The sequence below is a fragment of the Limnohabitans sp. DM1 genome (assembly GCF_001269385.1).
Taxonomy (GTDB): Bacteria; Pseudomonadota; Gammaproteobacteria; order Burkholderiales; family Burkholderiaceae_C; genus Limnohabitans_A.
On the sequence record NZ_CXOO01000026.1, the window covers coordinates 250,439 to 272,420 of the forward strand.

Below are 21,982 nucleotides of genomic sequence, written 5' to 3' on the forward strand. Positions count from 1 at the left end.
TCCGAAATCCGAAACTGGGGGTGACTATAGACAGCTCGTTGATTCAAATCAATCTAAATTTCACTTATCGATGTGATTTGTTCCATTTTTCGGGTTTTCCACTATGATGCAGCGATGTCACTTGCCTCCGTCCCCCTGCCCGCATCGGCCCCCACTGAGATCAATGGGGACACGCCCACCCTTCGCCTGTTTGCCTTGCTGGAGGTAATCGCCAGCAAAAGCAGCTACTTTTCGCTGCAAAACCTGGCCGACGAAACCGGTCTGCCCAAGGCCACCTTGCACCGCATGCTGCAGCAACTCGAAAGCGCCCATTTGCTGGAGCGCACGGCCGACGCTCGGCTTTACGGCACGGGCAACCGCCTGCGCAAACTGGCCGAGAACCTGCTGATCAACGACACCGCCCACGGCGCACGCCACGCCGTGCTGCGCCAGCTGGTCAACGAAGTGGGCGAGAGCTGCAACCTGACGGCCTTGAGCGGCAGCGAGGTGATCTACCTGGACCGGGTGGAAACCTCGGCCCCCTTGCGCTTTTACCTGCACCCGGGCTCGCGGGTGCCCGCCCACTGCTCGGCCAGCGGCAAGGTGTTTTTGTCCCAAATGAGCCCCGCCCAGCGCCAGCGCCTGCTGGCCCATGCGCCGCTGGACACCTACACCCCCAAAACCCTGACCGATCTGCAAACGCTGGAGCAAGAGTTCAAACAGGTCAAGCGCCAGGGCTTTGCCCTGGACAACGAAGAATTTTTGCCCGGCCTGATGTGCGTGGCGGTGTTGGTGCCTTCGGCACAGGGCAGCTCCAACCTGTGTGTGGCGGTGCAAGCCCCTGTGCTGCGCCTGACGCCCGAGCGCTGTCTGCAGCTCTTGCCCGCGCTGCAACGTGCCGCGCAAGCCATCAGCGCCATTGAAACCGAGGCCATGCCATGAACACGCCCCCTGAACTGAACCGCCTGGACGTGCGCAGCGTCTTTGGCATCGACAGCCCGCTGAAAGTCACCGCCTTTCGCGAACGCTCCGAGCATGTGCCCGACATCGACCCCGATTACCGCTTCAACCGCGAAGTCACGCTGGCCCTGCTGGCGGGTTTTGAACACAACCGCCGGGTCATGCTGCAAGGCCTGCACGGCACGGGCAAGTCCACCCACATTGAACAAGTGGCCGCCCGGCTGAACTGGCCTTGCGTGCGCGTCAACCTCGACGGGCACCTGAGCCGCCTCGATTTGGTGGGGCGCGACGCGGTGGTGCTGCGCGACGGCCAGCAGGTGACCGAGTTTCAGCCCGGCATCGTGCCCTGGGCACTGCAGAGGCCGGTGGCGCTGATTTTTGACGAGTACGACGCAGGGCGGCCCGAGATCATGTTCGTGATCCAGCGCCTGCTGGAGCGGGATGGGCAATTCACCCTGCTCGACCAAAACCAGGTGCTCAAGCCGCACCCGCAGTTTCGCCTGTTTGCCACCAGCAACACGGTGGGGCTGGGCAACCTCAATGGCCTGTACCACGGCGCCCAGCAGCTCAACCAGGCGCAGATGGACCGCTGGAACATTGTGGCCACGCTGAACCACCTGCCGCCCGAGCAGGAAATGGCCATCGTGCGCGCCCGTGTGCCCGCCATGCGCGACGAGGCCCGCCAGGCGCAGCTGCAGGCCATGGTGCAGTTTGCCAACCTCACGCGCCAGGGCTTCAAGGTGGGCGACCTGTCCACCCTCATGTCGCCGCGCAGCCTGATCAGCTGGGCCGAAAACCTGGACATTTTTGGTGACCTGCAGCTGGCGCTGCACCTGAGCTTCATCAACAAGGGCGACGAGTCCGAACGCCCGGTGCTGGGCGAGTATTTCCAGCGCTGCTTTGACCAGGAGCTGGGCACGCCATGAGCGAGCCGGGCTTGGCGGCTGTGCCTGGCTCGGGCGCGGGCGCAGACCAGGGCGGCCCGAGCGAGCAAGCCCTGCTGCGCCAGCAGCATGCGCAAGACGATTTGTGCGCCGCCAGCGTCCGCGCCCTGAGCGCCGACGCTGATTTGCATTACCGCCAGCGCCGCCTGTACCGCAACAATTTACGCCTGCCCGACTTTGCCCCCCATCTGCACCCGGTGCATGGCCAGGACGACTGGCGCTCGTTTCGCGCCGCCAGCGATGGCGCGGCGCTGCGTCTGCGCCATTCCGATGCAGCGCTGCACCGCGCGCTATGCGAGCGCCAGCCCCTGATGCCGCTGGAGCGGCTGATCGTGGAGATGCTGGAGCAAATCCGCGTCGAATCACTGGCCACCGAGCTGGGCCTGCCCGGTGCCGCGCACAACCTGCGCCACCGTTTCGAGGTCTGGGCCGTGGCGCTGGGCCAGTCGGACCTGGCCGAAACCGTGCAGGGCCTCACGCTGCTCACCGTGGCCCTGATCTGCCGTTCGCGGGTGCTGGGCGAGGCCGTGCCCGAGGCACTGATGGACCTGATCGAGTCCACCCGCTTTGCCTTGTCCGAAGTGATTGGCCACGATGTGCGCGGCCTGCGCCTGACGCGCCACGACCAAGCCCTTTATGGCGAGCACGCCCTGAACATTGCCCGCAGCGTCGCCCAGCACACGGTGGCAGGCCAGGTGCAGCCCCCGGCCACGCGCATCAACCCGGTGCAGCCCACCCGCGAGCGGCTGTCGCTGTGGATCGACTTTGAAGGCGGCGAGGACAAGGACGCAGCCATCGCCGCACCGGGCCGCAGCCTGAGCCCGGACGAGGTGTTGCGCGGCTACACCGTCTTCACCACCGCCTACGACCGCACGGCGCAAGCGGCCGATTTGGTGCGAGAGGCCGAGCGGCAGGCCCTGCGCACGCAGCTGGATGCGCGCATCGCCCAGCAGGGCGTGGCCTTGCAGCCGCTGGTGCGCCAGCTCAAGGCGCTGCTGAGCCCGCCGCGCTGGCAGGGTCAGGACAGCGGCCAGGACGAAGGCCGCATCGACGGCAGCCGCCTGCCGCAGCTGGTGGCCAATCCGCTGCAGCGGCTGCTGTTTGTGCGTGAGCGCCAGCGCCCTGTACCCGATGCGGTGGTGTGCTTTTTGATCGATTGCTCGGGCAGCATGAAGGCGCAACGCGAGCCCATCGCCTTGCTGGTGGACGTGATGAGCCGGGCGCTGGACTTGGCGGGCGTGCCCTGCGAAGTGTTGGGTTTTACCACCGGCGCCTGGAGCGGTGGGCGTGCCCTGCGCGACTGGCGCCGCGCCGGTCAGCCGACCGCGCCGGGCCGCCTGAACGAGCGCTGCCACATCATTTTCAAGCCCGCCGAAAAAGCCTGGCGTCTGGCCAGGCGCGACATGGCGGCCCTGCTCAAACCCGAGCTGTACCGCGAATGCCTGGACGGCGAAGCCCTGCTGTGGGCCGAGCAACGCTTGCTGGCGCAAAAGGCCTCTCGGCGCATCTTGCTGGTCATCTCGGACGGCTGCCCCAGCGACAGCGCCACCGCGCAAACCAACGAAGCGCAGTACCTGGAACAACACCTGCTGGCCGTGACCGAGCGCATCGAGCGCAGTGGCCACATCGAGCTGACCGCCCTGGGCGTGGGCCTGGACATGAGCGGCTATTATCGAAACAGCGACATGCTGGACCTGTCAGACCTACAGGGCCAGCGGGTCTTCGCACAAATTCTGGGGGCCTTTCGACCCCCAAGACGATGAATTCAACCATGAACCTGCTCAACCCCTTCACCCTCCCCGACAACGCTAACGCCATGAGCCTGCTGCTCAGCAGTCTGGTCGTGCTGTTTGCCGGATTTGTGCGGGGGCTGACAGGCTTTGGCTTTTCGGCCCTGTGCGTGAGCTGCCTGTCGGTGTTCCTGCCACCTGCACAGGTGGTGCCTGCGCTGTTTGTGCTAGAAATTCTGGCCAGCATCAGCCTTCTCAAAACCTGTTGGCCCGATGTGCACTGGTCCTGGCTGCGCGTGCTGCTTGTGGGTAATTTGGTGTTTATTCCGCTGGGCGTGCTGACCCAGCAAAGCCTGACCGCCGACACCCTGCGCCTGTTGATTGCGGGGGTCATTGGGGTGATAGCACTGGCACAGTTGCAAGGCCTGCGGCCTCAAGGCCCACCTGGCAAAGCCTTGCAATGGGGCACCAGCATGCTCAGTGGCTGGCTCAACGGGCTGGCCGCCATTGGCGGCATTGCGGTGGCCATGGTGTTCAACCAGACTCGCCTGGCCCCGGCGGTGATGCGTGCCAGCCTGGTGGTGTTTTTCTTGTTCACCGACCTGTTTGCCCTGCTGTGCCTGGCCCTCATGGCCCATCTGGCCATCGTGCCCACTTCGCTGCACGACATCAGCGGCCCCACCGCGTTTTGGTCCGCCGCCTGGCTACCTGCCATGCTGCTGGGCATCTGGCTCGGACACCGCCAAAGCGCCCACATCTCGGCAGACCATTTCAGACGCCTGGTGCAGCTGCTGCTGCTGGTGATCGCTGCATTGATGGCGGGGCGGGTCATCAGCGACGGGGCATAGGGACACCAATCCCCTGCCCGCTTTATCGCCAGCAGCACTGGCTCCTCCCACAATGCGCTGCTTTGGAACACACAGCTCAAACTTCATGGGACCGTCTTCAGGGACACTGGGGGCACAGCTGCTAAGCCACAGCCCGCGAGGCACTCAGGCAAAGAACTGTGATTCAGGACTTTTGGTCATCTGATTCGAACAACAGCCGAAACAATCGATCCGACTCCTGCAAGCCCTCATCGGTCAACACCACTGACTTGGCCTTGCCAACCGGGTTCGAGATAAAACCCTTGGCATGGAGTCTCTCCATCACCTCCCAATCAAAGCCTTTCCATGACCTGTTGCTGTCATGCAAACCCAACTGCAGCAATGCCAGCACCGCTTGGTCAATGCGCTCTGTGTTCATCTTGATGACTCCTGTGTTGATTGATGTCCGTGCGCTTGCTGCCATGGTCCACATGCAGCAAGGCCCGAAGTTTGCCCTAATTGCCCCCATGAAACGCCCCCTGCACACGTTCATGCTTCAGCTCAACGCCCACATCCGTCTGGTCAGTGCCGCCCTGTTTGGCGTGGCACTGCACCTGGCGCTGTCCCCCACTGGCCCACGCTGATCACCTCCCGAATTTTGCCTTGCTGGAACACCGCTGTTGCGCTGTACCTTCTGATGGCCTTGTGGGTCATGCGGCAGTCTGACGTGGCGCACATGCGCCAGCGGGCTTACCGCCAAGACGAAGGCCAAAAGACCATTCTGCTGCTGCCCATTGGCCTCACGGGCGCCACGGTGGCCAGTTCCTGTGTATTCATGCACCTGATGTTTGCCATGCATTACGCCCAGGACGACTACCTGAGCGGGCGCCACGGGCGCGAACCCGGTTTGACCTTTCCACAGGAACCCATGCCGGACTACTGGGACTTTTTGTACTTTTCGGCGGTGATCGGCACCTCGGGGCAAACGGCCGATGTGTCCTTCACCTCCAAGGCCATGCGCCGCACGGGGCTGGTGCACTGTGTGCTGGCTTACTTTTACAACACCAAACACCACGGTGCTGGCCCTGACCATCAACATTGCGGCCAGCCTGATGTGAGCCCTGCCGGGAGCCTGCCCGGCGCCCGATAAAATCCCCCACCTATGACAAACCAACTCGACAAAAAATCCCAAGCCTGGTCCGCGCTCTTTTCTGAACCCATGAGCGAGTTGGTCAAGCGCTACACCGCCAGCGTGTTCTTTGACAAGCGCCTGTGGCAAGCCGACATTCAAGGCTCGCTCGCCCACGCTGAGATGCTGGCCGCGCAAAACATCATCGGTGCCAGCGACCTGGCCGACATCCAGCGCGGCATGGCGCAGATCACGCAAGAGATCGAATCCGGCGCCTTTGAATGGAAGCTCGACCTGGAAGACGTGCACCTGAACATCGAGGCGCGCCTGACCCAACTGGTGGGCGACGCAGGCAAGCGACTGCACACCGGCCGCAGCCGCAACGACCAAGTGGCCACCGACGTTCGCCTGTGGTTGCGCAGCGAGATGGACCTGATCATCGAGTTGCTGGCCGACCTGCAAAAGTCGCTGGTCGATGTGGCCGAGCAAAACGTCGAAGTCATCCTGCCCGGCTTCACCCACCTGCAAGTGGCGCAGCCCGTGAGTTTTGCGCACCACCTGCTGGCTTATGTGGAGATGTTCAGTCGGGATGCCGAGCGCATGGTCGACGTGCGCCGCCGCACCAACCGCCTGCCCCTGGGCAGCGCCGCCTTGGCCGGCACCACCTACCCGCTGGACCGCGAGCGTGTGGCCCGCACGCTGGGCATGGTCGATGAAGCAGGCAACCCGCAGGTCTGCCAAAACAGCCTGGACGGCGTGAGCGACCGCGACTTCGCGATTGAATTCACCGCTGCGGCCAGCCTGTGCATGGTGCACATCAGCCGCTTCTCGGAAGAGTTGATTTTGTGGATGAGCCAGAACTTCGGTTTTGTGCGTATTGCCGACCGCTTCACCACCGGCTCGTCCATCATGCCGCAGAAGAAAAACCCCGACGTGCCCGAGCTGGCACGCGGCAAAACCGGCCGCGTGGTTGGCCACCTGATGGGCCTGATCACCCTGATGAAAGGCCAGCCCCTGGCCTACAACAAGGACAACCAGGAAGACAAAGAGCCGCTGTTCGACACGGTGGACACGCTCAAAGACACGCTGCGCATCTTCAGCGAAATGGTGGGCGGCCAGGTCAACCCCGCCAGGGGCGTCAAAGAAGGTGGCATCACCGTCAACGCCGCAGCGATGGAAGCGGCTGTGAAAAAAGGTTACGCCACGGCCACCGACTTGGCCGACTATTTGGTGAAAAAAGGCCTGCCGTTTCGCGACGCACACGAGGTCGTGGCCCACGCGGTCAAGACCGCGCAAGGCCTGGGTGTGGACTTGTCAGAGCTGCCGCTGGAAACCCTGCAAAAGTTCGACGGCCGCATCGAAGCCGATGTGTTCGGGCCACTCAGCCTGCAAGGCTCGCTGAACGCCCGCAATACCTTGGGCGGCACGGCGCCTGCGCAGGTGCATCTGCAGATTGCGCGGCATCGCGTCCGTTTGGGCTGATACCCCGCAGGCCGCAAGCTTGAGCGCCTGTCATGCGGGCTTCGACAAAGGCCCATGTCGGGGCTGAAGCCACCGACCTACAGGGAAGTAGCGCTATCGCAAAGTCCGACCTTGCCTGCATCGCCCTGTCGTTGAAGTACGATGCGTGCAAACCACGGCTCCCCATATCCCAAGAGGTCGGCAGATGAACTTTGCAAACAATCACGCTCTCCAAGCTGTACGTATCCATGCCAGTCAGGTGTGCAAACTGTCGCTGCTGTTGTTGGCTGGCGCAAGCTGGGCGCAGTCGCTGCCGACCGAGGTGCCTTCCACCATCCAGAACGTGACCGTGTACCCCGGTGTGGCGGTGATTGAGCGTGTGGCTAAAGTGCCGGCCAATTCACGCCAGCTGGTGCTGCCCTGCCTGAGCACAGCGTTTGACATGTCGGCCCTGCGCGTCGAGGGGGGCCCCGGCGTCAAGTTGGGCGCCATCAGTGCTGTAGACCTGCCCCGCGCCGAAGCACCAGCATGTGCCCGCAGCCCACTGGACACCCAAATTTCGACACTGGAACAGCGCATTGCCGCTTTGCGTGCAGAAGAAGCTTCTCACGACCTGGTGCTGAACTATCTCAAAAATTTGGGAACCAACGTCACACCACGTAAAACCAAAAAGGGCATGACGACGATGATGGCGCATGTCCAACGCAGCGGACTGGCAACCAGTCTGCAACAGCTTCGCGTGGTACGTGAACGCGAAGCACTGGAACGTGATCTCAAACCCCTGCAAAGCCAACTTGAGCGCCAGCAAGCGCAAGCGCACGTTCGGCAACTGAGCGTGCAGTTGCATGCCGAACAAGACAGTGAATTGCGACTGAGCTACCCCGTGCAAGCCGCGACATGGGCACCGGCCTACCGTGCCACGCTGGACAGCCCCAATGCCAGCGTGCAGATGGAACGCCTGGCCCAGGTCAGCCAAAACAGTGGCGAAGACTGGCGTGGCGTGAGCTTGCGGCTGTCAACAGGCTCCCCACGCTCTGCACCTCAAGGACCTTTGCCACGGGCCTGGATCATTTCACCCCGCCCGCTGTTGCAAGAAGGCCGAGTGATGATGCTCGCTCCAGCATCAGCGCCAGCACCTGCGCTGTCTGAGCGCAACGGCTCAGCCCCTGCTCTGGACTTTGCTGTAGAAATTGTGCAAGGTGAATACGCCACCGAATTTCTGGTGCCCGGAAAAGTGAATGTTGCCAGCGGTCAAGAACGTGTGGCCTTCAGCCTTGAACGCCAAAACTGGCCTGCCAAAATATTGGTACAAACCAGCCCGAAATCCGAAGCCAGCGCCTGGATCAAGGCCGAAGTGGCCCGCCCCGAGGGAGTCTGGCCTGACGGATCACTCCAGCTGTTGCGTGGCCAACAAACCATCGGCCAAAGCACCTGGCGCATGGGCAACGAAGCCCAACTGACGCTGCCCTTCGGACGCGATGAGCAAGTGCGCGTCCAGGTCAAATCGACCCCCGAACAAACCGCAACCACGGGCTTCATCAGCACCCGTCAGGAACGGCGTGAATCGCATCACTATGAAGTGCAAAACCTGCACCGCACCCCTATTGAGCTGGAGGTCCTGGAGGCGCGCGCCCTGGGCACTGATGCGCAGATCAGCGTTGAAGCCGTATTTGATCCGGCGATAGAGCCTCAGCCTTGGCGCCCCGCAACGGGCATCGTGGTCTGGAGAAAAACCCTGCCTGCTTCTGCAACCGCCACATTCAAGGCCAACTACCTGATCACCCACCCCAAAGACGTCCCCATCAGCGAAAACCGTTGACGGACACGGCTAAAACACCTGCAGCAAGTCCTATAGATTCGGCCCGATGAAGTCTGAGCCGTGTGTTGCCCGTTGGGAGGATTTTGTGGGAGCTTGCCAGCCAGGCGAAAAGACTGTGCTCCACAAGCGTCTGATCGCCAGCAGGGCTAGCGCCCACAAGGTGCAAGGTTGAAGTCACCCTGCAAACTTCACAGGGCCGGATCAATAATGGTGTTGCGGCATGGGGGCGTCTGAGGTGCCAACCAAAGCTCGTATTCCAAGGCCCTGTCCATGGGCTGACATGTCCAGCCTTTGCATCGTCCAGAGAAGCTCCTCAGCGTGCAGGTAAACACAGACACCCTTCCTGAACAGGGCAAGACTGGGGCTTTTGACACGTCTGCCAGCGGAATTTCATCCACGGGGGTGACAAAGTCGGCTGGACCCAGCAGGAGAGCCGGCCATGCAGTTTCAAACCGATTTCCCCATTGTGGATGCACTGCAAGGCGTGCCGCGAACCTCGCTGGTGCCACTGGTGGCGCGTGCCCGAGCTGGGGCCTCGTATCCGGCGCTGGACCCACAAGACCGCTACGCCCAGGACCTGCTCACCGCCATGGGTGTGCAGGTCCACACCGGCGCCGAAGATACCGCCGCCCTGGTCAATGTGCTGTGGCGCACGAGCCGCATCAAACAGCTGGGGCTCGCCTTTTTTGCCCGCCACCCCAAATGCTCGGGATTGAATCTGGGGGCGGGGCTGGCGCATTATTTCCAGTGGCTGTCCAACGGCAAAAACGCCTGGTTGGACGTGGATTTAAAACCGGTGATCGAGCTCAGGCAATCATTCATCCCTCAAACCAGCGGGACTTGCAACAACCAGGTCATCGACATCACCAAGCCAGGCTGGTGGAAGCTCTTGAAGCTGTCAGGCCATCACAGACAACCCGTGTTCGTGGTCTGCGAAGGGGTGCTGATGTACCTGCAGCCCAGGCAAGTGGACCGCATCCTTCGGGAAATTGGCGACAACGCCCCACAGGACTCCGAAATCGTGGTGGACTTCATGACACCTTTTGCCGTGGGTCAGTCCGTGCTGGCCAAGGCAGTTAAACCCATGGATGCCCCCTTCACCTGGGGCGCATACAACGGCCAGGAAATCGCACAGACGCACCCTCGGCTGGAGTTGCTGTCGCAGCTGAGCGTGTCTCAAGCCTATGGTTGGGGCGCCGTCTGGGCAGAGATGTTTTGGGGTCCAATCATGGGTGGCCCGCTATACGGGCTGGCGCATTTGCGGGTCAGCGATCCATGAAGGCCCGTCAGGGGTCTTGACAGGGGCGGGACAAGGCCTGGCGGGCACTTCCGCGATAATTTGCACCAACCTTCGCTCCATACCCTCTATACCTTGCCCCACATGACCACAGCCACCCCCACCCTCATGCCCTGGACGGAATCCCTCTGCACCGGCGATGTGCGCATGGACGAAACCCACCAGGAGTTTGTGGACATGATCAACCAGATCCTGGCCACCCCCGAAGACGAACAATTGCCGCTGTACAAGGCCTTCCTGGACCACACGGTGGAGCACTTTGCCCAGGAAGAGCGCTGGATGCTGGCGACCGGGTTTTCCGCTGACAACTGCCACGCCGAGCACCACGCCACCATCTTGGAGACCATGCGCGTGGTCGAAGCCCATTATCTGGAAAGCGATAAATCCATCATCACGCGCCTGGCCGAAGCACTGGCCGAATGGTTTCCGGGCCATGCCAACAGCATGGACGCCGGATTGGCTGCACACCTGAAGTCGGTGGGCTTTGACAGCGTGACCGAGACGCTGGCCGACGCCTCGGTGATCCAGAATGTGACCATGTCCGGCTGCGGCAGCGTCAGCTGCAGCAGCTGAAAATCCCCCCGGCAACCCCACCCAGCCGCCTGGCGCTGTCAACTGCGGCACTCATTGCGTGCGGACGCACTTTACGCGCAAGGCATGAGGCCACTATGGATTCGGACCGATGAAGTCTGAGCCGTGTATTGCCCGTTGGGAGGATTTTGTGGGAGCTTGCCAGCCAAGCGAAAAGCCTGTGCTCCACAAGCGTCTGATCGCCAGCAGGGCTAGCTCCCACAAGGTACAAGATTGAAGTAACCTTCAAACTTCACAGGGCCGGATCAATAACATGCCTATCATGACAAAACACCTTTACATCCTTACAGGCGCCTCTCGGGGCATGGGCTTGGCCATCGCTGAACAGCTGCTACAAGCGGGCAACAGCCTGCTGTGCATCTCGCGCCACAGCAACGACACACTGGCGACTGCCGCCCAAAAAGCCGATGTGCCTTTGTTGCAATGGACGCAAGACCTGGCGGACGGGCAAAGCGCCAGTGAACGCCTGCGCCAGTGGCTGGCCTCGCAAAACCCCGCCGAGCTCAGTGGTGCCACCTTGATCAACAATGCCGGCGTGATTCCGCCCATCGGCCCCTTGAGCCAATCCCAGCCTGCCGATCTGGCCCTGGCCCTGCGCGTGGGTCTTGAAGCGCCCATGCAGCTGTGTGCCGCGTTTTTGGGAGCAACCGACGCGTGGACCATCCCGCGCCGTGTGCTCAATATTTCTTCAGGTCTGGGGCGCAGCGCCATGGCGTCGCAAGCTGGTTATTGCGCGGCCAAAGCGGGCATGGACCACTTCACCCGCTGCATGGCACTGGACGAAGCCCTCAAAGCCCACGGCGCCAAAGTCTGCTCGCTGGCCCCCGGGGTGATCGACACCGACATGCAGGTGCAATTGCGAGGCGCAGCGGGCAAGGCCTTCCCGGACCAGGCGAAATTTGCCCAGCTCAAGGAAAAAGGCCTGCTCAGCTCGCCTCAGCAGGCGGCCCGTCAAGTCCTGTCGTTCCTGGCCCGGCCAGACTTCGGGCTCAACCCCATCGGGGATGTGCGCGACTGAGCCACTGCCCGCCCACCAAAGCGCCGCCCATGTCAGGTCAATGTAGCGATTGCCCCTGACACTGAGCCGTTGTTTCAATTTTTATTTTTCTACTGGAGATTTTCTTATGAGCCGTGAAGTTGTTGTTGTCAGCGGTGTGCGCACCGCCATTGGTACCTTTGGTGGCAGCCTCAAAGACATCCCGCCCACCGAGCTGGCCGCGCAAGTCGTGCGCGAAGCCCTGTCCCGCGCGGGCACCGACGGCAAGGATGTCGGCCATGTGGTGTTTGGCCATGTGGTCAACACCGAACCCAAAGACATGTATTTGTCCCGCGTGGCGGCCATCAACGGCGGCTGCGGCGAAACCACCCCCGCTTACAACGTGAACCGCCTGTGCGGCTCGGGCCTGCAGGCCATCGTGAACGCCAGCCAGTCCATCTTGCTGGGCGACTGCGACATCGCCATTGGCGGTGGTGCAGAAAACATGAGCCGCGCGCCTTACGCCAGCCTGGCCACCCGCTTTGGCGCACGCATGGGCGACACCAAAATGATCGACATGATGATCGGTGCCCTGCACGACCCCTTCCACAACATCCACATGGGTGTGACCGCCGAAAACGTGGCCGCTAAATACGGCATCACCCGCGAAATGCAAGACGCATTGGCTCTGGAAAGCCATAACCGCGCCGAGCGCGCCACCGCCGCCGGTTACTTCAAAGACCAGATCATGCCGGTCATGCTCAAAAGCAAAAAAGGCGACGTGGCCTACGCCACCGACGAGCATTTCCGCCCCGGCTGCAAGCTCGAAGACATGGCCAAGCTCAAGCCCGTGTTCTTGAAGGAAAACGGCACCGTGACCGCGGGTAACGCCTCGGGCATCAACGACGCGGCGGCTGCCGTGGTGCTGATGGAAGCTGGCGCGGCCAAGGCCCGTGGTGCCAAGCCCATGGCCCGCTTGGTCGGTTATGCCCACACAGGCCTGGACCCCAAGATCATGGGCGTGGGCCCAATCTCTGCCACGCACGCCGTGCTCAAGAAGACTGGCCTCACCGTGAACGACTTGGACGTGATCGAGGCCAACGAAGCCTTTGCTGCGCAAGCCTGCGCCGTGACCCGCGAACTGGGTCTGGACCCCGCCAAAGTCAACCCCAACGGCTCGGGCATTTCGCTGGGCCACCCCATCGGCGCGACGGGCGCGCTGATCACCGTCAAAGCCCTCTACGAGCTGCAACGCGTGAACGGCCGCTACGCGCTGGTGACCATGTGCATCGGCGGCGGCCAGGGCATTGCCGCGATTTTTGAACGCATGTAAAGCCTGTCGGTGCGGAAGCTGCCGAGCAACAGGGAGACATTTGTAGGTCGGCGGCTTCAGCCGCGACATGGGCCTGCGCCAAATCCAACAATGTCGGACCTGAAGGTGCCGGCCTACGGGTAGAGATTGGTAGGTCGGTGGCGTCGGCCTCGGCAGATCAAGCCTTGGCGCTGGGCTCGTCCAGAAAACTGTCTGATCGCAAGGTGATCACCAGCGTATCGCGCCAGCCGCCATCCTGCTCGGGCTGAATGGGTGTGGTTTCGTGGATAACGCGGGTATCGTCCATCAAGAGCAGCGACCAGGGTTCGTCAAGGGTGAAACGCTGACCGCGTGGGCTGTCCATGTCAAACACACGGGTCTCGCCCCCTTTGATGCCGTGTCTGCCAATCAGAAACACGGCCACCCAATTCACGCCATCGCGGTGCGCACCCTCGGGTGTGGGGCGGCCAATGCCGTCGGTGGTGTCGATGCGAAACTGGTGCGCTTCGGTGAACCAGGTCTGCTGCCCTTGGGCTGCAGAAGCCACACAGGCCAGCCATCGCAGCAGCGCCGACCAGGCCGCTTGCTGCACCACCTCTGGCGCCATGGGCTCAAACCAGCGCTGCATGCCGCCATGCAAGGCGTTGTAAGACAAAGGCTGCCAATGCGCACGGTGGGGCACGGCCTGCAGGGCCTCTGAGGTGACCTCGAAACTGGCGTGGCGCCGACGGCGATAGCGGCCGCCGTCCTTGAGGTACTGGTCCGGCGGCAACTCATTCCAACTGGGCTCCAGCGCCTGCAAATCAGCGGTGGACACCCCGGCCAAAGCACACACACTGGCCGCACTCAACACGGCAAAGCCTTGGGCCGACAAAGTGGCATTGAGCTGATCAGGGGCGGTCAGCGGCGGTGGCAAGGTGTTTTGAGGCATGAAAACGTCCGGGCAATCAGGCAAAGCTGCAAGCATAACGCCCAATCGGCCCACATCTTGAAGTGCAAAGCTCGGCATTCGAATCGCCTGACCTTTGCACAATCACCGATACGGATCACACACCTGCTTTAGGTGAACAAACCTTTGTCGGGGCAAAAGTCACCGACCTACAAGGCAGCAGCGGCATCCCCGTAGGTCGGCACTCGAAGCGTCCGACGCTGTCGCCTCAATGGTGGTGACCGTGCGCGCCGTGGGCGTGGCGGTGGGTCACTTCTTCGGCCGAGGCGGCGCGCACTTCGAGCACTTTCAGGGTCAGGCTCAGGTTTTGACCCGCCCAGGGATGGTTGGCGTCCAGAATGACCTGGTCGCCCTTGATCTTGACCACGTTGAAGACCTGCTCTTGGCCATCGGCAGAGCGGCCACGCAGCTGACCGCCGACCTTCACGCCCGGGGGGAAGTCCTTTTTGGAGATGGTCTGCACCAGACTCTCGTCGCGCTCGCCAAAGGCATCGGCCGCTGCAAGCTTCAAGGTGGTCTCAAAACCCACTTCCTGACCTTCCAGCGCTTCTTCAATCTTGGGCAGGGTGTTGTCATAGCCACCATGCAAATAAGAAGTCGGCTCTTGCGCCTTGTCGAGCAACTGGCCTTGGGCGTTCACCACTTTGTAGTGCATGGTGACGACGGTGTCTTGGGTGATTTTCATGCGGGCTTTCGAAGTTTTCAAAAGTGAAGATTGTCGTTCAGTCTGGCGTCCGCCAAGTCAGATCAAGCGGGCTATCGCCAGCAGGGCTGGCTCCTACACATGCACGCCAGAAGGTTTTTTTTAGGAGCTTGCCTGCAACCGATGGCCTGCAGGGCTGACTCCTACACATGCAAGCCAGAAGGTATTTTTGTAGGAGCTTGCCTGCAAGCGATGGCCTGCAGACCCGCGCATCGGCTCACACCACCGTGAGTTTGGCCACGCTCAGCGCCAGCCATTTCACGCCGTGGCGCGGAAAGTTGACCTGCGCCCGGGCATCGGTGCCCGTGCCCTCCACAGCCAGCACCTTGCCTTCGCCAAACTTGTTGTGGAACACATTTTTGCCTGCGCTGATGCCGTGCTCGGGCTCGGCTTTTTGCACCGGCACGGGCGGGCTTTTGTAGGTTTCGGTGCTCAGGCTGCTTTGGCCCCAGGCCGGGCGGGCATGGCGGTTTTGCGCCGGGGTTTGCCCCCATGCACCGCCCCCTCCAAAGCCACCCCCACTGGACGAGCCCAGATTGGAAAAGCCTGCGTTCTTGGGCGTTATCCACTTCAAACACTCTTCGGGCAGCTCTTCCAGAAAGCGGCTTTTCATGTTGTAGCGGGTCTGGCCGTGCAGCATGCGCGTTTGCGAATGGCTCAGGTACAGGCGCTTGCGGGCGCGGGTGATGGCCACATACATCAGGCGGCGCTCTTCCTCGAGGCCGTCAAAATCGTTCATCGCGTTTTCGTGCGGAAACAGGCCTTCTTCCAGTCCGGTGATGAACACCGCGTCAAACTCCAGGCCCTTGCTGGCGTGCACGGTCATCAGCTGCACCGCGTCTTCACCGGCCTGCGCCTGGTTGTCCCCAGCCTCCAGCGAGGCGTGCGTCAAGAAGGCCGCCAGCGGGCTCATGGTCACGCCGTCTTCACTGAATTCATCCGTGGTCACAGCTGCACTGGACTGCCGCGCTTCGCTCGCAGTGACGTTCATGCTCAGCCCCTGACTGGCCGGGCTTTGTGTCAAACCTTGCGGCAGGGCCACCGCGCTGCGGCCAAAACCTTCTTGGGTGACAAAACTCTCGGCTGCGTTGACCAGTTCCTCCAAGTTTTCCACCCGGTCCGCGCCTTCTTTTTCGGCGCGGTAGTGGTTGACCAAGCCGGTCTTGTCCAGCACCAAGTCGATGATCTCGCGCAGCGTGAGCCCTTCAGTCTGCTCGCGCAGCACATCGACCATGGCCACAAACGCCGCCAGATTGGCCCCGGCCTTGCCGGTGGTGGCGCTCACCGCATCGTGCAGCGAACAGCCTGCGGCACGGGCAGCGTCTTGCAACTGCTCGATGCTTCGTGCCCCGATGCCACGCGGCGGAAAGTTGACCACCCGCAAAAAGCTGGTGTCGTCGTTGGGGTTCTCCATCAGGCGCAAATAGGCCAGCGCGTGTTTGATTTCAGCCCGTTCAAAGAAGCGCAGACCGCCATACACCCGGTAAGGGAACCCGGCATTGAACAGCGCGGTTTCCAGCACCCGGCTTTGGGCGTTGCTGCGGTACAGCAGCGCGATTTCCTTGCGTTCGAAACCGTCTTGTTTGACCAGATTACGCAACTCTTCCACCAGCCACTGCGCCTCTGCAAAGTCGCTGGTCTGCTCGACCACGCGCACCGGCTCACCAGCGCCTTGGGTCGTGCGCAAGGTTTTGCCAAGGCGGGTCTTGTTGTGGCTGATCAGATGGTTGGCCGAGTCGAGGATGTTGCTGTAGCTGCGGTAGTTTTGCTCCAGCTTGATCTGGTGCTGAACCTGAAACTCGCGCACAAAGTCGGCCATATTGCCCACGCGCGCCCCGCGAAAGGCGTAAATGCTCTGATCGTCATCCCCCACGGCCAACACGGCGCCCTCGCCCCCCTCACCGGGCAAACCCACCAGCTGCTTGATCCAGGCGTATTGCAGCTTGTTGGTGTCTTGAAACTCGTCGATCAGGATGTGGCGAAAGCGCCTGCGGTAATGCTCGCGCACATGGGCGTTGTCGCGCAGCAGCTCATACGAGCGCAGCATCAGCTCGCCAAAATCCACCACACCTTCGCGCTGGCACTGCTCTTCGTACAGCTGGTACAGCTCCACCTTGCGGCGGGTTTCCTCGTCGCGCACCGGCACATCACCGGGGCGTTGACCGTCTTCTTTGCAACCCGAGATGAAGTACTGCAACTGCTTGGGCGGAAAGCGGTCTTCGTCCACATTGAACTGCTTGCACAACCGCTTGATGGCCGACAGCTGGTCCTGCGTGTCCAGAATCTGAAAAGTCTGCGGCAAACCCGCCAGCTGGTAATGCGCCCGCAAAAAGCGGTTGCACAGACCGTGAAAGGTGCCAATCCACATGGCGTTCACATTGACCGGCAGCATGGCCTGCAGACGCAGCTTCATTTCCTTGGCGGCCTTGTTGGTGAAGGTGACTGCCAAAATGCCGCCGGGCGAGACCTGCGAGGTCTGCAAAAGCCAGGCGATCCGGGTAGTCAACACCCGGGTTTTGCCAGAACCCGCCCCCGCCAAAATCAGCGCATGCTCGGACGGCAAAGCCACGGCCCGGTGTTGCTCATCGTTGAGCTGGGCGAGCAAGGGGGAGGAAGTGTTCGGGGAGGTGTCAGGCAGCATAGGGGGAGATTGTAGGAGGGGCATTCCCATCGGATGGGATTGGCGATCCACACACTGGCAACGTCACCAAACTTGTATGTTTGACCCGGATTCCGATGGAAGATACGCCATGAGACCGTCACTTGCACTGCAAACTCACCGAGCCACCATCCGCAGCGTGGTCGAAAGCCACCGTGCCGGACTATCTGGGCCACATGCTGGCAGCCATCGAGCGAGTTGATCGTCACACGGTGGGGATCAACGAAGCCATAAGGGCAGCTGTCATTGCGAGCGAAGCGCGGCAATCCAGCAGCGACGCCCACAACAGGCTTTGGTCCCAAACGCCATCAATCTTTCAACTTATCGACAAGCCAACGACGAAGCGGATCAAGTCGAGAGCGCACAGGCTGAAGACGGCATAGCCTATCGGCTGTTGGCTCCAAACGGTGAGCATGCCGCAAGTCGATACAGCTGCTTTGACACACCAGCACTTGCTGCGCAGCCTGGACGCGTTGATGGATCACCAAGAAGCTGTGGACGATGTGGTGGCCAGTTTGCTGCGCCCTTTGGTCGATCAAGACTTGTCGCTGGTGTTTTATGACCTCACCACCATCCGCGCCGCCGGCCTGTCCGAACAAGCGGGCGATGTGCGCCAGTACGGCATGGCCAAAGAGGGGCTGATTGCCCGGCAATTCATGCTCGGCGTGGTGCAGACCGCAGAAGGCTTGCCGATTTACCACGAGGTGTTCGATGGCAACCAGGCCGAGTCACCCACCTTGATGCCCACGCTCAAGAAGGTGCTGGCGCGCTTTGGCCACATCAAGCGCTTGATTGTGGTGGCCGATAGGGCTTGCTGTCTTTGGACAACATCGATGAGTTGGGCAAGATCACGCGGCCCAATGCGACAGGTGGCCAGGCCCTTGAATTCATTCTGGCCGTGCCAGGCAGGCGCTACGGTGAATTTGTGGATGTTTTGCAAGACTTCCAGGCCAAGGCGGCCAAGGCCGAGCCAGAGAACATCGAAGAGCTGCCCTGGCAGGGCTTGCGGCTGGTGGTGGCGCACCACCCCGAGCGGGCCAAAGAGCAAACGCAGTTGCGCAGTGAGCGCATTGCCGCTTTGGAGGCCCAAGCACAAGCTTGGGCTGGCAAGCTCGATGGGCAAGCCGGCGCACCAGACGGCACCAAAGTGGGCCGAGGACGCAAGCTGTCTGACAGCGGGGCCAAGGCGCGGCTGTACCACGAGGTCAAAGAGGCGCATCTGGCCAAAATCGTCAAAGTAGATTTGAAGGGCGAGTTGTTCAGCTTCGCCATTGACGAGGCAACGCTCAAGCAAGCGCAGCTGATGGACGGCAAGCTGATGCTGGTGACCAACGTCAACGACTTGAACCCCGCAGAGGTGGTGCAGCGCTACAAGGCGCTGGCCGACATTGAGCGGGGCTTTAAGGTGCTCAAGTCGGAGATAGAGATTGTGCCGGTGTACCACCGGCTGCCCCAACGCATGAGGGCACATGCTTTTGTTTGTTTCTTGGCCCTGATCGTGTACCGGGTGATGCGCCAAAGGTTGAAGTTAGCCAAGAGTGATTTGTCGCCGGAAACAGCGCTGTCGCAGCTGAGCCGAATTCAGCGGCACAAGGTCAGGATCAACAACGCGCAACCGATAGAAGGAATATCGAGTATCAATGACCTGCAAGCGCAGGTGCTGGAGAGTTTGAAGATCAAAAAACCGACACAAGACGCCCAGATGACCCTCTTGTAGTGGCAAGTTTCGAGCTGGCCCTATATGAATCAAGGACTTACGTCAGTTGGTGTCGAACTCGGGTGTCCAACAGCTTATCTTGTGTAAACAAGATTTACAGCACATAATATGTATCCCACATATACATACTGGATGCTGTATGAACGGCTACGCGATTCAAACGCCTGATCAACTCAAGCACGTCATTGTCGGCTTTAGAAAAAGTGCTGGCTTGACCCAGGAAGATATGGCGATGCGTTTGGGCGTCGCGCAGCAGACGTATTCCACCAGCGAACGCAATGCCGCCAATATGAGTGTGACCAAGTTGCTCTCCGTCCTCCATGCATTGGGGGTGGAGTTGGTGCTGCAGCCGAAGTCGGCACCCAGATCTTCAGCCGACTCCGGCGTGAAGACTGCACAGTGGTGAACATCATGAATCGCCTTGTGCTGTGGATGAACGGTGTGAAGGTCGGTACCTGGTCCGTTTCGCAGGGCAGGCACCAGCTTCAGTATGAAGACAGTTGGTTGCAGTCCCCGCAGGCGCGCCCACTGTCGCTGACATTGCCCTTCACGCCTGGCAACCAGCCTCATCGTGGTGACATGGTGGCGGCATGGTTTGACAACCTTTTGCCAGACAGCCTCAGCTTGAGGGAGCGCATTGCCACACGCTTCAAGACCAAGGGGCAAAGCACATTCGATTTGTTGGCAGAAGTTGGCCGTGACAGTGTGGGTGCCATACGTTTGTTGCCAGAAAGCCATGCACCCGGTGATAACAAGACCATTGAGGCCCAGCCCTTGGCTGAAGCTGAAATCGCCCAACTGCTGACCAGTGTCTCCAGTGCTCAAGGATGGCTGGATACGGACTTCAAAGCAGACGACTTCAGAATTTCACTGGCCGGGGCACAAGAAAAAACGGCACTGCTCAAAGTCAAGAATCAGTGGATGCGCCCTTTGGGACCGACCGCCACGACACACATTCTGAAGTTGCCACTGGGCATGGTTGCCAACATGCAGCTGGACATGTCGGGCTCAGTAGAAAACGAATGGCTTTGCGCCCAACTGATGCAGGCCTATGGTGTCCCTAGTGCGCATTGCACGATGGAACAATTTGAAGACATCAAGGTGCTGGCGGTTGAGCGATTTGATCGCGTGTGGTCCGAAGACACATCATGGTTGATTCGTTTGCCACAAGAAGACATGTGCCAGGCTTTGGGCTACCCCAGTCACTTGAAATATGAGGCCGATGGTGGCCCTGGGATGGACAAAATTCTGAACTTGCTCAACGGTTCTATTCAAGCAGCGCAAGACAAGTTCAACTTCATCAAGGCGCAGTTCTTGTTCTGGTTGCTGTGTGCCAGCGACGGTCATGCCAAGAATTTCAGCATCCACATCAAAGCCGGTGGCAGCTATGCCATGACGCCTGTGTATGACGTGCTTTCTCTCTACCCCGTGTTGGGGCATGGCCCCAATCTTGTGCCACCTCAAAAAGTCAGGATGGCAATGGCTTTGACGGGAAAGAATGCGCACTGGAAGATGCAAGAAATTCAACCCCGACACTGGCATGAATTGGCCAAGCGACATGGCATGGCGCCAACGGGTGCTGACAGCCCCTATGAGCAAGTCATTGAACAGACACCTGCTGCCATTGCAAAAGTCCAAGATCTGCTTGCGCAAGGCTTTCCAGACCACATCAGCACAAGCATCCTGCAAGGCTTGGGTGCCGCGGCCAAACGTTATGCCCAATCTCAATAGGATTCCTTCAGTTTCAAGCTTTGCAGCACCAGCAAGCTGCTCAATCACATGAAGCATCAGGACCCAGCCCTTCTCGCCCCTCTTCTCCTCTTATTGGCCCTCACCCTCCTGGCCCTGGCCGAGTTCATGGGGGCTTCGGGCTATTGGGCCTGGGTCAAGGCGGGGGCCGAAGCGGCGGCAGTGGGAGGCATGGCCGATTGGTTTGCCGTGGTGGTGCTGTTTCGCCACCCTTTGGGCATCCCCATTCCCCACACGGCCATCATCCCCAAAAGCAAGGCGCGCATTGCCGACAGCATGGCCGAGTTTGTGCACGCACATTTCTTGCAGCGCGACAAGCTGCTGGCCAAGTTGGCGGATTTCAATGTGGCCCGGCATTTGGGCGAGTGGCTGCAGCAAGCCATGCAGGTGCAGCATTTTGTGCAGGGCGTGCGGAAGTTGTTGCTCGGTACGCTGCACACCCTGGACGACGCCCCCATGCGCCAGGCCTTGACCGATGCACTGACGACGCAGGCGCAGCGCTGGAACGCCGCCAGCACTTTGGGGCAAACGCTGGATTTGGTGACCAAGGACAACCGGCATCAGCAGGTGCTGAACATGGGTCTTGAGAAAGTTGCCGCCCTGCTGGAAGCTCCGCAGGTGGGCGAGTTTTTGGGCCAGCAGATCCATGAATTCCTCAAGAAGGATTACCCCAAGATTCACTGGGCCGTGGATGCGCTGCATTCCGCCGCCGATTTAAGCCAGTCTGCCGCCGACAAATTGCGTGATGCCGTGATCCGCTACATGCAAGCGGTCTTGTCCAACCCGGCGCACCCGCACCGCGAAGATTTCTCTCGATGGGTGGCCCAGTACACGGACCAGTTGCGCACCGATGCGGATTTGCAAAAAGAGGCTCTGATGAATTTCAAGTGGGTTGCCCAGCATGAGGATTGATAGCGTGGAAGTCGAGTCTCCCGGCGATCAAGAAGATGACAGTCTTGATCGTTGTGATTCGCGTAAACCCACGCGCACGACGCTTGGATGCCTGGAACAAACCGTTGATGGCTTCGAGGAATCCGTTGGTCTGGCGTGTCTGCGCCCAGGCCACGATGCCTTCCATATGAGCGCGGATCATCTTGGCAACGTCCTTCATCGGTTCGACCTTGGAGCGCATCACGCATGTGCACCAGTGATCCAGCATGGTTCGCACAACGTTGATCTGCTTTCGATCAAGGATCTCACG

At 60.8% G+C, this 21,982-nt stretch carries 19 protein-coding genes and 1 pseudogene; 15 read left to right on the plus strand and 5 right to left on the minus strand.

The genetic code is table 11. The features are described 5' to 3' along the window. Positions 1 to 114 precede the first annotated feature (114 nt). The 4 genes from AMM33_RS11025 to AMM33_RS11040 are packed head-to-tail and all read left to right on the plus strand — an operon-like array spanning position 115 to position 4,461. Positions 115 to 921 carry an IclR family transcriptional regulator gene (locus tag AMM33_RS11025; protein ID WP_090141263.1) on the plus strand — a complete coding sequence of 269 codons (807 nt, stop codon included), beginning with the start codon at positions 115 to 117 and terminating at the stop codon, positions 919 to 921. Next, positions 918 to 1,865, plus strand: coding sequence for an AAA family ATPase (locus tag AMM33_RS11030; RefSeq protein ID WP_090141265.1), 948 nt, complete (start codon positions 918 to 920; stop codon positions 1,863 to 1,865). Before AMM33_RS11025 ends, AMM33_RS11030 begins: the two co-directional genes overlap by 4 nt. Continuing rightward, positions 1,862 to 3,646, plus strand: coding sequence for a cobaltochelatase CobT-related protein (locus AMM33_RS11035; protein WP_090141267.1), 1,785 nt, complete (start codon positions 1,862 to 1,864; stop codon positions 3,644 to 3,646). The genes AMM33_RS11030 and AMM33_RS11035 overlap by 4 nt, the downstream gene beginning before the upstream one ends. Before the next feature lie 8 nt (positions 3,647 to 3,654). Continuing rightward, complete coding sequence (locus AMM33_RS11040; RefSeq protein WP_194945394.1) at positions 3,655 to 4,461, plus strand: sulfite exporter TauE/SafE family protein; 807 nt, start codon at positions 3,655 to 3,657, stop codon at positions 4,459 to 4,461. A gap of 163 nt (positions 4,462 to 4,624) precedes the next feature. Here the strand turns inward: AMM33_RS11040 and AMM33_RS11045 are convergent, their stop codons facing one another. Then, on the minus strand, positions 4,625 to 4,858 hold the full coding sequence (locus AMM33_RS11045) for a DUF6429 family protein (RefSeq protein ID WP_369802430.1): 234 nt from the start codon (positions 4,856 to 4,858) through the stop codon (positions 4,625 to 4,627). Between the two features lie 258 nt (positions 4,859 to 5,116). On the opposite strand from AMM33_RS11045, the gene AMM33_RS11050 reads away from it, so the two are divergent. From AMM33_RS11050 to bktB, 7 genes are all read left to right on the plus strand, one after another. Beyond that, complete coding sequence (locus tag AMM33_RS11050; RefSeq protein ID WP_228768076.1) at positions 5,117 to 5,569, plus strand: DUF1345 domain-containing protein; 453 nt, start codon at positions 5,117 to 5,119, stop codon at positions 5,567 to 5,569. A 12-nt stretch (positions 5,570 to 5,581) separates the two neighbouring features. After that, positions 5,582 to 7,030, plus strand: coding sequence for an argininosuccinate lyase (gene argH / locus AMM33_RS11055; RefSeq protein WP_090141271.1), 1,449 nt, complete (start codon positions 5,582 to 5,584; stop codon positions 7,028 to 7,030). A 184-nt stretch (positions 7,031 to 7,214) separates the two neighbouring features. Next, a complete protein-coding gene (locus AMM33_RS11060) occupies positions 7,215 to 8,828 on the plus strand; it encodes a DUF4139 domain-containing protein (protein WP_090141273.1) in 1,614 nt (537 codons plus the stop codon). 439 nt (positions 8,829 to 9,267) lie between these two features. Next, the gene (locus AMM33_RS11065; protein ID WP_090141275.1) at positions 9,268 to 10,107 is read left to right on the plus strand and encodes a class I SAM-dependent methyltransferase; all 840 of its coding nucleotides are present in this window, start codon (positions 9,268 to 9,270) and stop codon (positions 10,105 to 10,107) included. Between the two features lie 102 nt (positions 10,108 to 10,209). After that, a complete protein-coding gene (locus AMM33_RS11070; RefSeq protein ID WP_090141277.1) occupies positions 10,210 to 10,698 on the plus strand; it encodes a bacteriohemerythrin in 489 nt (162 codons plus the stop codon). Between the two features lie 280 nt (positions 10,699 to 10,978). Then, the gene (locus tag AMM33_RS11075) at positions 10,979 to 11,734 is read left to right on the plus strand and encodes an SDR family NAD(P)-dependent oxidoreductase (protein WP_090141279.1); all 756 of its coding nucleotides are present in this window, start codon (positions 10,979 to 10,981) and stop codon (positions 11,732 to 11,734) included. Between the two features lie 106 nt (positions 11,735 to 11,840). Beyond that, entirely contained in the window at positions 11,841 to 13,025 is a 1,185-nt protein-coding gene (gene bktB / locus AMM33_RS11080; RefSeq protein ID WP_090141281.1) for a beta-ketothiolase BktB, read from the plus strand. Positions 13,026 to 13,182: 157 nt separating this feature from the next. On the opposite strand, the gene AMM33_RS11085 is transcribed toward bktB, so the two are convergent. The 3 genes from AMM33_RS11085 to AMM33_RS11095 all read right to left on the minus strand — a co-directional run bounded on the left by AMM33_RS11085 (position 13,183) and on the right by AMM33_RS11095 (position 17,297). Beyond that, positions 13,183 to 13,935 carry a 2OG-Fe dioxygenase family protein gene (locus AMM33_RS11085; RefSeq protein WP_090141340.1) on the minus strand — a complete coding sequence of 251 codons (753 nt, stop codon included), beginning with the start codon at positions 13,933 to 13,935 and terminating at the stop codon, positions 13,183 to 13,185. A gap of 226 nt (positions 13,936 to 14,161) precedes the next feature. Beyond that, a complete protein-coding gene (locus AMM33_RS11090) occupies positions 14,162 to 14,638 on the minus strand; it encodes an FKBP-type peptidyl-prolyl cis-trans isomerase (RefSeq protein WP_090141283.1) in 477 nt (158 codons plus the stop codon). A gap of 235 nt (positions 14,639 to 14,873) precedes the next feature. Then, positions 14,874 to 17,297: a UvrD-helicase domain-containing protein gene (locus tag AMM33_RS11095; RefSeq protein ID WP_090141286.1), complete on the minus strand. Its 2,424-nt coding sequence runs from the start codon at positions 17,295 to 17,297 to the stop codon at positions 14,874 to 14,876. A 413-nt stretch (positions 17,298 to 17,710) separates the two neighbouring features. Here AMM33_RS11095 and AMM33_RS11105 point away from each other — a divergent pair. The 4 genes and pseudogenes from AMM33_RS11105 to AMM33_RS11120 form a co-directional block, all read left to right on the plus strand. Beyond that, positions 17,711 to 19,032: pseudogene (locus AMM33_RS11105) on the plus strand (IS1634 family transposase); the annotation flags it as partial. A 139-nt stretch (positions 19,033 to 19,171) separates the two neighbouring features. Continuing rightward, entirely contained in the window at positions 19,172 to 19,438 is a 267-nt protein-coding gene (locus AMM33_RS11110) for a helix-turn-helix domain-containing protein (RefSeq protein WP_090141290.1), read from the plus strand. 5 nt (positions 19,439 to 19,443) lie between these two features. Continuing rightward, positions 19,444 to 20,763 carry a type II toxin-antitoxin system HipA family toxin gene (locus AMM33_RS11115; RefSeq protein WP_228768077.1) on the plus strand — a complete coding sequence of 440 codons (1,320 nt, stop codon included), beginning with the start codon at positions 19,444 to 19,446 and terminating at the stop codon, positions 20,761 to 20,763. Between the two features lie 93 nt (positions 20,764 to 20,856). After that, a complete protein-coding gene (locus AMM33_RS11120) occupies positions 20,857 to 21,693 on the plus strand; it encodes a DUF445 domain-containing protein (protein ID WP_194945395.1) in 837 nt (278 codons plus the stop codon). On the opposite strand, the gene AMM33_RS11125 is transcribed toward AMM33_RS11120, so the two are convergent. Next, the coding region (locus AMM33_RS11125; protein WP_194945396.1) for a transposase at positions 21,665 to 21,982 on the minus strand (318 nt) is incomplete at its 5' end. The genes AMM33_RS11120 and AMM33_RS11125 overlap by 29 nt on opposite strands.

Bases quoted from the DNA above. Each gene is read 5' to 3' on its own strand.
- AMM33_RS11025 (WP_090141263.1), top strand. From the start codon at position 115: ATGTCACTTGCCTCCGTCCCCCTGCCCGCATCGGCCCCCACTGAGATC.
- AMM33_RS11030 (WP_090141265.1), top strand. From the start codon at position 918: ATGAACACGCCCCCTGAACTGAACCGCCTGGACGTGCGCAGCGTCTTT.
- AMM33_RS11035 (WP_090141267.1), top strand. From the start codon at position 1,862: ATGAGCGAGCCGGGCTTGGCGGCTGTGCCTGGCTCGGGCGCGGGCGCA.
- AMM33_RS11040 (WP_194945394.1), top strand. From the start codon at position 3,655: ATGAACCTGCTCAACCCCTTCACCCTCCCCGACAACGCTAACGCCATG.
- AMM33_RS11045 (WP_369802430.1), bottom strand. From the start codon at position 4,858: ATGAACACAGAGCGCATTGACCAAGCGGTGCTGGCATTGCTGCAGTTG.
- AMM33_RS11050 (WP_228768076.1), top strand. From the start codon at position 5,117: ATGGCCTTGTGGGTCATGCGGCAGTCTGACGTGGCGCACATGCGCCAG.
- argH (WP_090141271.1), top strand. From the start codon at position 5,582: ATGACAAACCAACTCGACAAAAAATCCCAAGCCTGGTCCGCGCTCTTT.
- AMM33_RS11060 (WP_090141273.1), top strand. From the start codon at position 7,215: ATGAACTTTGCAAACAATCACGCTCTCCAAGCTGTACGTATCCATGCC.
- AMM33_RS11065 (WP_090141275.1), top strand. From the start codon at position 9,268: ATGCAGTTTCAAACCGATTTCCCCATTGTGGATGCACTGCAAGGCGTG.
- AMM33_RS11070 (WP_090141277.1), top strand. From the start codon at position 10,210: ATGACCACAGCCACCCCCACCCTCATGCCCTGGACGGAATCCCTCTGC.
- AMM33_RS11075 (WP_090141279.1), top strand. From the start codon at position 10,979: ATGACAAAACACCTTTACATCCTTACAGGCGCCTCTCGGGGCATGGGC.
- bktB (WP_090141281.1), top strand. From the start codon at position 11,841: ATGAGCCGTGAAGTTGTTGTTGTCAGCGGTGTGCGCACCGCCATTGGT.
- AMM33_RS11085 (WP_090141340.1), bottom strand. From the start codon at position 13,935: ATGCCTCAAAACACCTTGCCACCGCCGCTGACCGCCCCTGATCAGCTC.
- AMM33_RS11090 (WP_090141283.1), bottom strand. From the start codon at position 14,638: ATGAAAATCACCCAAGACACCGTCGTCACCATGCACTACAAAGTGGTG.
- AMM33_RS11095 (WP_090141286.1), bottom strand. From the start codon at position 17,297: ATGCTGCCTGACACCTCCCCGAACACTTCCTCCCCCTTGCTCGCCCAG.
- AMM33_RS11110 (WP_090141290.1), top strand. From the start codon at position 19,172: ATGAACGGCTACGCGATTCAAACGCCTGATCAACTCAAGCACGTCATT.
- AMM33_RS11115 (WP_228768077.1), top strand. From the start codon at position 19,444: ATGAATCGCCTTGTGCTGTGGATGAACGGTGTGAAGGTCGGTACCTGG.